Source organism: Hominisplanchenecus murintestinalis (assembly GCF_943193015.1).
GTDB lineage: Bacteria > Bacillota > Clostridia > Lachnospirales > Lachnospiraceae > Hominisplanchenecus_A > Hominisplanchenecus_A murintestinalis.
The window spans coordinates 1-10,166 of sequence record NZ_CALPCM010000056.1 but is presented as its reverse complement, the minus strand read 5'-3'; the positions used below and the strand labels follow the sequence as shown (position 1 = coordinate 10,166).

The following is a 10,166-nucleotide window of genomic DNA, read 5'->3' as shown; positions in this document are numbered from 1 at the left end:
CTGCGCATCTCCAAACACCCGCGCATCTCCAGACACCCGCGCATCTCCAGACACCCACGCATTTCCAAACACCTGCGCTTTTCCAGACACCCGCGCATCTCCAAGCACCTGCGCTTTTCCAGACACCCGCGCATCTCCAAGCACCCGCGCTTTTCCAGACACCTGCGCATCTCCAAGCACCTGCGCTTTTCCAGACACCTGCGCATCTCCAAACACCCGCGCATCTCCAAACACCTGCGCATCTCCAGACACCCACGCATTTTCAGAATGCGAGAGATTGTCCTCCGTCTCGATCCAGCCTCCCAGCTCTTCCTTTTTAACACCCATGAAATCCCTTGCTGCGCGGATGCGGCGTAAGGTTATAACCTTTCCCGTGCACTCAATGTTTTGCGTTTCTCCTGTAAACTCATATTTCCTCATGATTTTCCCCTACCTTCTCCTTTACAGTTTAAATAAGCCGTCACGCACAACAGCACCCCTGCTATCCACATCCCTACGGTTGCCTGTTCCCCTGAAAGCGTTGGCGATACCAGCGTGCAGATGCACACAAGCCATACAGTCTCTACCGGGATGGAGAGGAGAGATAATATGTATCTACGGACTCTTTTCTGCTGCTGTTTCTTTCCTCTGCGTCTCTGTTCTCTACTCTGTTCCAGTTCTAACATTTCCGTCTTTCCTTTCTCTAATGCTGTATACTGCTTGTCCTCTTCGACCGCCATCAGGCGGTTTTCTCTTCTATATAATTGTGTCTTGTCAATGCGTTCCTGTTTATGCTGTCTGAAATCGCTTTCTTTTCCTCTTCCGACAATTCGTCAAAGTCTACCTCTTTGCCATCAATGGGTATCAGGCAGTGTATTTTAATCTGCGCTTCTTTCCCTCTGGCCGTTGGTATTTTCAGAATAAACAATCTGCCACCCCCTTATCTGTTACATACTATTCTTTATTGGTTGTACATCTTTCCGAAAATCGACCAGAGTGGTAGCCTTTCCTGCTACCTGTAATCCCTGCTCCATTTCTTCTTACCAGTCTCTTTCTCTTGCAGCGTCCTTGAAACTCTCCCACTCTTCTTCCGGGGTAGAATAGCAACCATCCCCATTCAGGAAGTTCGACATGGTTTCTTCCCAGATGTTCCACAAACGCTCTGTTGTGTACCCAGTCTCCACGGAAAGAATGCGAATAGACACGGCATACCTCACCATCTTTGCGGCGAATTCTTCTTCAAATTCTCCAGATGCATACTCTCCACGATCTGCAAATTCTTCTTCAAGTCTAAAAACCGTTTCTCTTGGCGCTCCCAGCTCTATCAGTTTCGCGTTGACCTCTTCCTGTAAATTCGTAACTACTTCTTTCAGTACTGACATAATAAAATCTCCTCTCATTCTTAAGTTTTTGTGTTAAGTTTTCTATTTGATTACTCTATTGCTTATAAAATCTATTGACTTTTATGTTTTGTTCTCCTATTCTTGATGTACAAGCTGTTGCCGCAGCTGAGTACGAAAGAAAGGGAGGAATTCATATGTTTGAGCTTACTGATACTTATAAATGTCAGCTTGCAAAATCCTTAACAGAACTTGCCATTCAGAATGGTCTTATCTGCCAGCATGAAAATTCTGTAAGAACTGCTGAAGAAGTGACGCACTTTTTCGATACAATTGTCAATACCGTAGGCAAGTCCGAAAACATGGATTAAAGTTTTTCCCGTCTGGCGGACACTAGCTCCGCCAGAGCTTCTGCCATTTTAGAAATCTCATGATTCCTATTACTTTTCCCCGCTTCCAATTCCTTTTTAATCCAGACGCAGATAGCATCTATCGTTTTATCTATATTCTCCATTACTCCTCCTATCCTGCTTTCCTTTTTTGTTTCTCTAAGCCACACGCAAAACATGTTGACTTCTATGCTGCTTTCTCCTATTCTTGACTTACAGGCTGTTGCAGCAGCCGAGTACGAAGAAAGGAGTAAGTTCAATGGATAAGGCTATTATTTATTTTTCTGACAAAAGCATTTTAGAGTTAGCCGCTGGTGATTACCTTATCCCTATCGCCAATTTTGAATATGACGGTGAAATGTTCGCCTCTATTTCAAAGTCTATTAAATTGGAAATACATGTTCATAATGGGATCTTACCATCCATAATGGATGCTTTTTCCAATTGTGATTTTTTCAGTTTAAATCACAATAATGACGTAGTTTATAACATTAATTCCATTGTTAAGATCGAACTTCTGTAATTAATGGTGCGGCTTGCTTTTTATGGCAGGTCGCCTTTTTCCTCTGCGATTTTTAACATTCTTTTTTTTACATAGACCGCCAGTTCTGGATGTTTCCACCTAATATCTCTGAATGTCTTTTCTATCCCTGGGTACACTTTCCCCCGTTTTTTTATATCGTTGTATTCTTCCTCTATCGCGGTATTGACTGCATCTAATAGTCGTTGCATCGCCCCCCCCTCCTTATCCTACTTTCTGTGATTGCTTGTCTCTCTGACCGTCCTTCTCCATCGATTCTCTTATGCAATACCCAAACATTAAATAGGAGACTGCTTCCCTCGCCCGGTCGTCCAGCAATGGAATCATCATCTTAATATTGGTCAAATGGTCTTTTGTCAGTTCCAGTTTTTTAATACCTGCCATGATAACACCTCCTTTTTCATCTCTATGCGAGTATTATATATCTCATTTCGAGTTTTGTCAATATAAATATTGACTTTGCGAGTTTTTTTTGATATATTTATCACTGAAAGGAGGGGAGGTCTTGAAAGATAGAATAAAGCAGATAAGAAAGCACCATAAATTAACACAGGTTGAGTTCGGGGAGCGTATCGGGGTTAAAGGGAATACTGTTACTGGATATGAAACTGGTTTGAGAAATCCGACAGACGCAATAATACTGTCTATTTGTCGAGAATTTGGAGTAAATGAAGAATGGCTCCGCACAGGAAGGGGCGAGCCAACAATAGAAGCCAGTCGGGAAGAGCGTTTCTCTATCAATATCGGAAAGTTGCAACGTACAGACAACGAAACCCTGATACGTTGGGTCAATATGATAGCAGAAACTAACCCAGAAATTCTTGTAGAAATTGAAGGATTTATAAAAAAACTGCTTAAAATAGAAGAGGAGCCAGGATAACCCGGCTCCTCTTCTACAGTCTGTATTCTTTTAGATACTCTTCTAACGATATACAAATCCTTTTTAAAAACTTTTCATCTTCAATCTGGTTTGTCATTTCGATAATTTTTTTCCTATGCCGATTCACTTCATTTACCAGATACTTCTTCGCCTCGTCTTGGCTCTTTGTCCCATTTTTATGCATCTTAGTGCTTTCATCTATTTTTAATGTTTCCTTCATTATCCTGTCTCCCCTCCCCCTGGATATCAACAAAGTATATGTTTATTACAGCTTTTTTAAATGTGTGTTTTATTTTTTATTCTATGTATATAGATTAAACAAAAATACCCATCATCTATGAACACCCCCTTTATCTAACTTTTACTGTGTGTGAATATTATTAATGTTATTTATACAATACCACGCTATTTATTAGAAATATACTGGTAAAATATGGAAGTTAGTTGCGCAACTTTAATAAAATAGATTAAACTATTTCTTTAACTTTTGCGTTTCTATCGGATAAAACAGCTAATTATCCCTTTGATCTGCTAATAATTCCGTCTTTCCCTTGGATTTTAAAATTTTATTATTTTTACATACATATAGTACCGCTGATACAGTCGAAAATATAGACTTGTATTTTTACTGTATTTAATATAGCATCGGCATTTTATCGCTATATTTTACCCTTTTTTATATATAAATCTTTTTACTTTTTTAATGACGCATATAAAAAAGTGTGATATTATGTTTTTATTAAAACGTTATAACGTTTTATATAATTCTAAAGAAAAGAGGGATGCATATGTGTATAATTTTAGGAAATATTGAAAAACCCATCCGTAGCGATAAAGGCAAAAGTCTTTTGAACTTTGTTGCAAACTACACTCTGGTTGATTTAGAAACTACTGGACTATCTCCTATGTATGATAGTATACTTGAAGTTAGCGCAATAAAGGTAAGGGAAAACAAAATCATTGATACCTATTCTTCACTTGTGAACCCTAGTTCCCCTGGTTCTATTTATATTGATGATTTCATCACAGAATTGACCGGAATAACGAGCGAAATGATAAAAGAAGCCCCATATATCAAAGAAATATTTCCGCAATTTCTTGATTTTATAGGCTCTGATATTGTCATTGGTCACAACGTTAATTTTGATATCAATTTTATATATGATGAATCCGTGCGACTTTTTGGCAAGGCATTTTCAAATGATTTTATTGATACTATGAGGTTATCTCGCCGAATTCATCCAGAGATTAAGCATCATAGACTTTCTGATTTATCAGAGCGATACTCCATAGACTCAGCTGGTGCGCATAGAGGATTAAAAGACTGCGAAATAACCAAATCCTGCTATGATATGCTTAATAATGAAGTAATTCAAAACTGGGGGAATGTTGATATGTTTATTAAATGCATTAATCGCAAGAAACAGACGCCCCATTCACGAGATATTTCTGCTACAGTTGATTCTTTTGATAAATTTCATTCATTATATGGAAAAGTTTGCGCTTTCACTGGCACTCTTGAAAAAATGCCCCGGAAAGAAGCTATGCAAGTTGTCGCTAATCTCGGTGGCATAAATGCGGATTCTGTCACAAAGAAAACCAATTTTCTAATTCTCGGTTGTAACGATTACTGTAAAAGTATCAAAGGTGGCAAAAGCAACAAGCAAAAAAAAGCTGAAAAGCTTCGCTTGGAAGGACAGGATATATCTGTCATTTCAGAAGATGTATTTTACGAAATGGCAGGTATAGATTAAACCGCTTCGGCGTTTTAATAAAAATACCAAAGAAAAGAAGGAAGAACCTATGAAAAGGAAACTAGCAGCTTTATTTTTATGCCTCTTAATGCTCCTCCTGGCAGGATGCGGGAGCGGTATCAAACAGGAAGATTATGACGCTTTAAAGGCAACTTCTGATTCTCTTCAAAGCGAAAAAGAGATGCTGGAAAGTGAAATAACTGCTCTGCAAAGTGAGCATGGCGACCTGCTGAATGAAAACACTACCCTGCAAAGTGAAAACACTGGCTTGCAGAGCGAAAACGCCACTCTGCAAAGTGAGAACACTGACCTGCAGAGCGAAAAGAAACAACTGTCAGCAGACTTACAGACAAAATCTTCGGAACTTGTCTCCGTCAAGGATAAATATGCTTCTTATAAGAAAAAGATGAAACCCTATGAAGAAGCAGCGAAAAGCGAAGCAAATCAGAATGATGAGAAAGCAACAGCTAAATCCACCCCAGAACCAGAAACTTCTGCTCCTGAGACGGAAACGCAGCCTGAAACAGAACCACAGACGGAGTATGTGGAGCAAGTATGGATTCCGAACAGTGGTTCAAAGTATCACCGTGATTCTTCATGCAGCAATACGAAATCGCCGACACAGGTAAGCATATCTGAAGCCGAACGGATGGGCTATACTCCGTGTAAGCGTTGTTATTAAACGAAATTAAAAACGGTTCTGCTTCAACAGGACCAAATACGTCATAACGTCAAAAGCTCTGGATACATATTGTAAACCTTGTCTGCATATATTATAATGCCTACAGGCACCAAGAGATGGTTGCATTGTATGTACACTAAGTAAAAACCCCAGGGCGGCTACTCTGGGGTTTTCTTTTATGGACTAGTTGTCATTGTGATTAATAATTCTGTAAACTTCAGGAGGTAACCTTTATGCCAAAATCAAAACCTATTCTCCAGGAAGCCGCCCTCTATGTCCGTGTCAGTACTGCCATGCAGGACGAGCTTTCCCCGGATGCCCAGATACGTCTTGGTCTTGAATATGCCAAGAAAAACGGGCTGCATGTATCAGCGGAGCATATATATACAGAACATGGTATTTCCGGGCGGCACGCGGAAAAACGTCCGGAGTTTTTGCGGATGATTTCTGCTGCTAAATCAGACGAGCATCCTTTTGACGTGATACTTGTCTGGAAGTTTAGCCGATTCGCCCGGAATCAGGAGGAAAGCATCGTCTACAAGAGCTTGCTGCGTAAGAAATGCCGTGTGGACGTCATCAGTATTTCCGAGCCTGTGATTGAAGGCCCTTTTGGCAGTTTGATAGAGCGTATCATTGAATGGATGGACGAGTACTATTCTGTTCGCCTGTCTGGTGAAGTTACCCGTGGTATGACTGAGAAAGCCCTGCGTGGCGGTTACCAGGCGCGCCCGCCTCTTGGATACCGTATTGCAGAACGGGGAAAGCCGCCTGTAATCGTTCCTGAGGAAGCTGATACCGTACGTCTGATTTTTGATTGCTATGTAAACAGAAATATGGGGTTCTTCGACATTGCGCGTGAGCTGAACCGCCTGGGGCGATTGACTTCCCACGGCAAGGCTTTTGAACGCCGTTCTATTGAATATATCATCCAGAACCCTACCTACTGCGGAATGATCCGCTGGAACCGGACAACTAACGAAACAAATGAGATTAAACCGGAAGAAGAATGGATTGTTACAGAAGGGCATCAGGAAGCCATTATTACAAAAGAGCTTTTCGAACAGGCACAGATGCGTTTCAAAAGCGAATACAGGGCCAGAGGCGCGCGTCCCTCATCTACTTATAAGCACTGGCTTTCAGGGATTGTAAAATGTCCTCACTGCGGACGGACGATGATTGCGAAAGCCGTCAGCAATAAAGAATACTGCTATTTTACTTGTTATGGATATTCAAAAGGAAAATGCCTGATATCAAACTCTGTCAGTTCCCGGATATTGGAACCTGCGGTTCTGGCAGCTATTAAGCATGTCCTGGATACGGAAAATCTTTCTTTCCGAATAATGGAATATCAGCCGCCAGCAGAAAGTGACCGCTCTGCCCTGCTGCGTGAAATGCTTTCGCGCCTTGCCGGAAAAGAACGCCGCATCCGGGAAGCTTATCGGGACGGCATTGATACTCTGGAAGAATATAAAGAAAATAAAGAAATCCTGTCCAAGGAACGCGCTTCGCTGGAGACTGAGCTTTCAGCGCTGGAGGCTCCACCCGCTGCCGCCGATGAAGAGGTTGTGAAAAAGCAGATGCTATCCCGCATCCATGACGCATACGATGTGCTTCAGTCTGATGCCGACGTCATGACGAAAAACGAACTGTTGAGAAATGTAGTAGAAAAGATTGTATATGATAAAAGAGACGGCTCATTAAAGGTTCATTACCTGTACAAGCCTTGATTTTACTGGCTTTTTCTTCATTGTACGTTGTTGCAATTTGGTCATCCAGTTTGGACACTTAACCCGTTGTCCGTCACAATATTGTGTTAAAATAGGCTGTTTCACATTTGGGCGGGACAGATAATTTTCAAATACATCATCAACCACTTCTGAAATACTCTCAAAAATATTTCTTCCGTAAATCCATTTGTGGTCAAACGCCGTCGACGAGGTAATCGTAAAATCAAATCCTTTATTTCGATACACCGAAATCACCATATATTCAGGTCTTTCGTTCGCTGATTTTTAACGAGTTAATCATCAATCTACATGGTAAAAAAGGGTATGATTTAGCATACAAATAAATAACTTTTTGAGCCTTGCTCCTAAAAAATACGGATTACCCGATTTATAGTCGGGTAGTCCATTTTTATGCCCTTTTCTAAGCTGTGAATTTAATAGTCGGGTGCTTTTTTAAAAAAGGAGTACAGGCTTATGAAATACTTTACAGGGATTAAGACAATAGAGGAATTACGTCAAAGATACAGAGAGTTATTAAAGAAATATCATCCAGATAATGAGGGCGGTAGCGTGGAAATTACACAGGAAATTAACGCTGAATACGACCGCTTATTTTCCATTTTAAGTGAGGAAAAGCAGACAGACAAGGAAAGTACCAACTATGACTATCAGGCTGAAAATGACGCTTTTAAGAGCGTTATAAACAAGATTATCCATATCAATTCTGATGTGGAAATCATAGGTTCATGGATATGGGTACACAGTGGGTATGAGTACAGAGAGTTATTAAAGAATGTCGGTTTCAAGTATGCGCCGAAAAAGAAATGCTGGTGCTGGCACTATGGGGATTATGTACGCTATCACAAAGGCGAGGTTTCTCTTGAGGAAATCCGGCAGAAGTACGGTTCTAAGAAAGTCAACAACAAATCAAAACAGTACGCAATCGGCTAAGAAAGGATGTGGGGTACTATGAGCAAAACAGAATTTATAAAGGTTTTTGAATTAACGCTTGTATCTGCAAACCTTGACATTATCGGTCTGTCCCTTATGGATGACAGCCACGCATTGATTACCTTTAAAGGCAATGGGACAAGGAAAGTCAATATTGAGGGCGACAGTTACGGTGCTATTATCAAAGACGTTATGAAGTATGTATTTTGAGGGGAAAGAGCCTTCCATAAACATAAACAAGCATGATCTGCGATACTCCGTATCGCAGACCATGCTTGTTCTTAACGACTTATGCTGAAAAATCATAGCCGGTATTTTCGTCATCAAAATCGTCGGTATCGTTCATCCATGAACGCTCTAACATATCATTCCACCAGTCTGAATGTTTCTTTTTACGTTCATTCAAGAACTTTTTATACCAATATTCAAAAGGCTTGCGGTATTCCTTGCCATTCCGTCTGCCCTCACGGTCTAAGAACTCTAAAAATTTAGTGTCCAAGTGTTTTTCTTCTGAAAGAATCTGATTGCAGGTTTCAGCAGTGGACTGGATTTTTTCAAGCAGTTCCGCTACTTCCAGTTCCCTTTTCCGTACATTCATTTCCCTAACCTTGAGAGCCTTTGATTGCGCCTGTACGGTTGCCCTGTCGTTTTCAAGGGCGTTTTGCTGTGCAGATAAAATTTCACGTTCTTTTTTAATTTTATCCTGCTCTACTTTTGAAGTCGCCATAATATCGGCAACAGCCATTTCCAATTTTTCCAAATCATTTCTTTTAATGCTCATTTTGAGTTCCTCCATTCTTAAATTTAATTCTCTATCAGTCAACTCTTTGAGTTGGTCTGGGGTTAAGCCTTGTTGGTGCCACTCACCGTTTTTATCATAATACCCGGCAAGCTGTTCCTCAATCGGCTTGTTTTCTAATTCAATGTCATATCCTTTATCCAGTAATTTTTTACGAAATTTCCTATGTAACCCGGCTAATTGTTTTGGGTTTTTGAAGAACTTAGTTTGTGAAATAGAACATTTCACTTCACCGTCTTTGTCTGTTTCGTGGCAAGCCACGAATGAAACGTGGATATGTGGGTTTGTCTCGTCTTTATGGATTGAAAAACCAGTGATATTGTCTGTCCCAAATTCTTCTTCAAGAATCCCAATTAAATCCCACATCCATGTATTTTCATGTCCTGTAATTGAATCGTTACCCATTTGCAGGACAAGCGGACGGACAATCACTGTATCATTTTTCCCTTTTGTGGAAATCCTTGCCCCATGCTCTTTTGCGTATTCAATACGTCTGTTAATTGCATTTACCATATCTTTAGAGTGGCTTGTTCTCTGCCATTCTCCGTTAGAATCTTTATAATAAGATTCGTTTTCTAATGTGAGGTCAGAATTTATATCAGGGTTGCCATGCTGTACCTCACAGCCATTCATTTTGTCTGTACTCCTGTCAATATGCCGGATATATCCGGCAATCCCCATATTTCCAGATTTACCTGTTTTTGTGCTTGTGTATTTGCCGGAATAATGAATTTTTACACTGGCGTCAAATGATAAATAACCAATTTTAATCACCTCATTTCTTATTATCATACTTTAATGATAATCGAAAAACTTCAGAATGCAATGCCTTGTCAAGTATTCTTTGAAATTTTTTTCTGTATTTTTATGTCCGGTTATTTTCTGGCTTTTGCCAGGTTGTGCTGTCTATGGCGATAGGTTATTTCTTTCCCGAAAAAAGTATCTCGTTCCGTTCGCTGTAGCAAAATACATCGAAATAAATTTCGATAATTTTGCAAGGAGTTGCACTCCCTTGACCCTTGCTTTTCCCCACCTCTGCGGTGGGGGATTATTGCCCCGGTTCTGTATCTCTTTTCACTTATTCTGTATCTATTGCGTTAGGCTATAATTAAGGGAGCGGGTGC

General features: G+C 40.4%; 16 protein-coding genes and 2 pseudogenes. 8 read left to right on the top strand and 10 right to left on the bottom strand.

Going from position 1 to position 10,166, the window contains the following annotated elements; translation table 11 throughout:
- The 4 genes and pseudogenes from NFR99_RS13360 to NFR99_RS13345 all read right to left on the bottom strand — a co-directional run.
- Positions 1-420, bottom strand: a pseudogene (locus NFR99_RS13360) (hypothetical protein); the annotation flags it as partial.
- Entirely contained in the window at positions 417-719 is a 303-nt protein-coding gene (locus NFR99_RS13355) for a hypothetical protein (protein WP_251353895.1), read from the bottom strand. The gene NFR99_RS13355 and the pseudogene NFR99_RS13360, both read right to left, overlap by 4 nt.
- Positions 719-907: a hypothetical protein gene (locus NFR99_RS13350; RefSeq protein WP_135975674.1), complete on the bottom strand. Its 189-nt coding sequence runs from the start codon at positions 905-907 to the stop codon at positions 719-721. The genes NFR99_RS13355 and NFR99_RS13350 overlap by 1 nt, the downstream gene beginning before the upstream one ends.
- Before the next feature lie 112 nt (positions 908-1,019).
- Positions 1,020-1,361: a hypothetical protein gene (locus NFR99_RS13345; RefSeq protein WP_135975676.1), complete on the bottom strand. Its 342-nt coding sequence runs from the start codon at positions 1,359-1,361 to the stop codon at positions 1,020-1,022.
- A 155-nt stretch (positions 1,362-1,516) separates the two neighbouring features.
- On the opposite strand from NFR99_RS13345, the gene NFR99_RS13340 reads away from it, so the two are divergent.
- On the top strand, positions 1,517-1,690 hold the full coding sequence (locus NFR99_RS13340) for a hypothetical protein (RefSeq protein WP_168354763.1): 174 nt from the start codon (positions 1,517-1,519) through the stop codon (positions 1,688-1,690).
- Here NFR99_RS13340 and NFR99_RS13335 read toward each other — a convergent pair.
- Positions 1,687-1,833 carry a hypothetical protein gene (locus tag NFR99_RS13335; protein WP_168354764.1) on the bottom strand — a complete coding sequence of 49 codons (147 nt, stop codon included), beginning with the start codon at positions 1,831-1,833 and terminating at the stop codon, positions 1,687-1,689. The genes NFR99_RS13340 and NFR99_RS13335 overlap by 4 nt on opposite strands.
- Before the next feature lie 134 nt (positions 1,834-1,967).
- Between NFR99_RS13335 and NFR99_RS13330 the strand changes: the two genes are divergently transcribed.
- Positions 1,968-2,231 (top strand): hypothetical protein, encoded by a 264-nt coding sequence (locus tag NFR99_RS13330; RefSeq protein WP_251353894.1) that lies wholly within the window; start codon positions 1,968-1,970, stop codon positions 2,229-2,231.
- A 20-nt stretch (positions 2,232-2,251) separates the two neighbouring features.
- Here the strand turns inward: NFR99_RS13330 and NFR99_RS13325 are convergent, their stop codons facing one another.
- Positions 2,252-2,440, bottom strand: coding sequence for a hypothetical protein (locus NFR99_RS13325; RefSeq protein WP_251353893.1), 189 nt, complete (start codon positions 2,438-2,440; stop codon positions 2,252-2,254).
- A 13-nt stretch (positions 2,441-2,453) separates the two neighbouring features.
- Positions 2,454-2,633: a hypothetical protein gene (locus tag NFR99_RS13320; RefSeq protein WP_251353892.1), complete on the bottom strand. Its 180-nt coding sequence runs from the start codon at positions 2,631-2,633 to the stop codon at positions 2,454-2,456.
- 121 nt (positions 2,634-2,754) lie between these two features.
- Between NFR99_RS13320 and NFR99_RS13315 the strand changes: the two genes are divergently transcribed.
- Positions 2,755-3,129: a helix-turn-helix domain-containing protein gene (locus NFR99_RS13315; RefSeq protein WP_251353891.1), complete on the top strand. Its 375-nt coding sequence runs from the start codon at positions 2,755-2,757 to the stop codon at positions 3,127-3,129.
- 13 nt (positions 3,130-3,142) lie between these two features.
- Here NFR99_RS13315 and NFR99_RS13310 read toward each other — a convergent pair whose 3' ends face one another.
- On the bottom strand, positions 3,143-3,349 hold the full coding sequence (locus NFR99_RS13310) for a hypothetical protein (protein ID WP_251353890.1): 207 nt from the start codon (positions 3,347-3,349) through the stop codon (positions 3,143-3,145).
- A 568-nt stretch (positions 3,350-3,917) separates the two neighbouring features.
- Between NFR99_RS13310 and NFR99_RS13305 the strand changes: the two genes are divergently transcribed.
- From NFR99_RS13305 to NFR99_RS13295, 3 genes are all read left to right on the top strand, one after another.
- Complete coding sequence (locus NFR99_RS13305; protein WP_251353889.1) at positions 3,918-4,883, top strand: exonuclease domain-containing protein; 966 nt, start codon at positions 3,918-3,920, stop codon at positions 4,881-4,883.
- 49 nt (positions 4,884-4,932) lie between these two features.
- Positions 4,933-5,565, top strand: coding sequence for a hypothetical protein (locus NFR99_RS13300; protein WP_251353888.1), 633 nt, complete (start codon positions 4,933-4,935; stop codon positions 5,563-5,565).
- A 233-nt stretch (positions 5,566-5,798) separates the two neighbouring features.
- Complete coding sequence (locus NFR99_RS13295) at positions 5,799-7,292, top strand: recombinase family protein (RefSeq protein WP_251353887.1); 1,494 nt, start codon at positions 5,799-5,801, stop codon at positions 7,290-7,292.
- Here NFR99_RS13295 and NFR99_RS13290 read toward each other — a convergent pair.
- A pseudogene (locus NFR99_RS13290) lies at positions 7,263-7,535 on the bottom strand (hypothetical protein); the annotation flags it as partial. The gene NFR99_RS13295 and the pseudogene NFR99_RS13290 overlap by 30 nt on opposite strands.
- A 231-nt stretch (positions 7,536-7,766) precedes the next feature.
- Here NFR99_RS13290 and NFR99_RS13285 point away from each other — a divergent pair.
- Together NFR99_RS13285 and NFR99_RS13280 are read left to right on the top strand one after the other, a co-directional pair.
- On the top strand, positions 7,767-8,243 hold the full coding sequence (locus tag NFR99_RS13285) for a J domain-containing protein (protein WP_120483345.1): 477 nt from the start codon (positions 7,767-7,769) through the stop codon (positions 8,241-8,243).
- Between the two features lie 18 nt (positions 8,244-8,261).
- A complete protein-coding gene (locus NFR99_RS13280) occupies positions 8,262-8,453 on the top strand; it encodes a hypothetical protein (RefSeq protein WP_135975689.1) in 192 nt (63 codons plus the stop codon).
- Positions 8,454-8,532: 79 nt separating this feature from the next.
- On the opposite strand, the gene NFR99_RS13275 is transcribed toward NFR99_RS13280, so the two are convergent.
- Entirely contained in the window at positions 8,533-9,816 is a 1,284-nt protein-coding gene (locus NFR99_RS13275; protein WP_251353886.1) for a plasmid recombination protein, read from the bottom strand.
- Positions 9,817-10,166: the final 350 nt, after the last annotated feature.

What these genes read in the sequence shown, in the direction of transcription:
- NFR99_RS13355 (WP_251353895.1), bottom strand. Translation starts at nt 719, where the DNA reads ATGGCGGTCGAAGAGGACAAGCAGTATACAGCATTAGAGAAAGGAAAG.
- NFR99_RS13345 (WP_135975676.1), bottom strand. Translation starts at nt 1,361, where the DNA reads ATGTCAGTACTGAAAGAAGTAGTTACGAATTTACAGGAAGAGGTCAAC.
- NFR99_RS13340 (WP_168354763.1), top strand. Translation starts at nt 1,517, where the DNA reads ATGTTTGAGCTTACTGATACTTATAAATGTCAGCTTGCAAAATCCTTA.
- NFR99_RS13335 (WP_168354764.1), bottom strand. Translation starts at nt 1,833, where the DNA reads ATGGAGAATATAGATAAAACGATAGATGCTATCTGCGTCTGGATTAAA.
- NFR99_RS13330 (WP_251353894.1), top strand. Translation starts at nt 1,968, where the DNA reads ATGGATAAGGCTATTATTTATTTTTCTGACAAAAGCATTTTAGAGTTA.
- NFR99_RS13325 (WP_251353893.1), bottom strand. Translation starts at nt 2,440, where the DNA reads ATGCAACGACTATTAGATGCAGTCAATACCGCGATAGAGGAAGAATAC.
- NFR99_RS13320 (WP_251353892.1), bottom strand. Translation starts at nt 2,633, where the DNA reads ATGGCAGGTATTAAAAAACTGGAACTGACAAAAGACCATTTGACCAAT.
- NFR99_RS13310 (WP_251353890.1), bottom strand. Translation starts at nt 3,349, where the DNA reads ATGAAGGAAACATTAAAAATAGATGAAAGCACTAAGATGCATAAAAAT.
- NFR99_RS13305 (WP_251353889.1), top strand. Translation starts at nt 3,918, where the DNA reads ATGTGTATAATTTTAGGAAATATTGAAAAACCCATCCGTAGCGATAAA.
- NFR99_RS13300 (WP_251353888.1), top strand. Translation starts at nt 4,933, where the DNA reads ATGAAAAGGAAACTAGCAGCTTTATTTTTATGCCTCTTAATGCTCCTC.
- NFR99_RS13295 (WP_251353887.1), top strand. Translation starts at nt 5,799, where the DNA reads ATGCCAAAATCAAAACCTATTCTCCAGGAAGCCGCCCTCTATGTCCGT.
- NFR99_RS13285 (WP_120483345.1), top strand. Translation starts at nt 7,767, where the DNA reads ATGAAATACTTTACAGGGATTAAGACAATAGAGGAATTACGTCAAAGA.
- NFR99_RS13280 (WP_135975689.1), top strand. Translation starts at nt 8,262, where the DNA reads ATGAGCAAAACAGAATTTATAAAGGTTTTTGAATTAACGCTTGTATCT.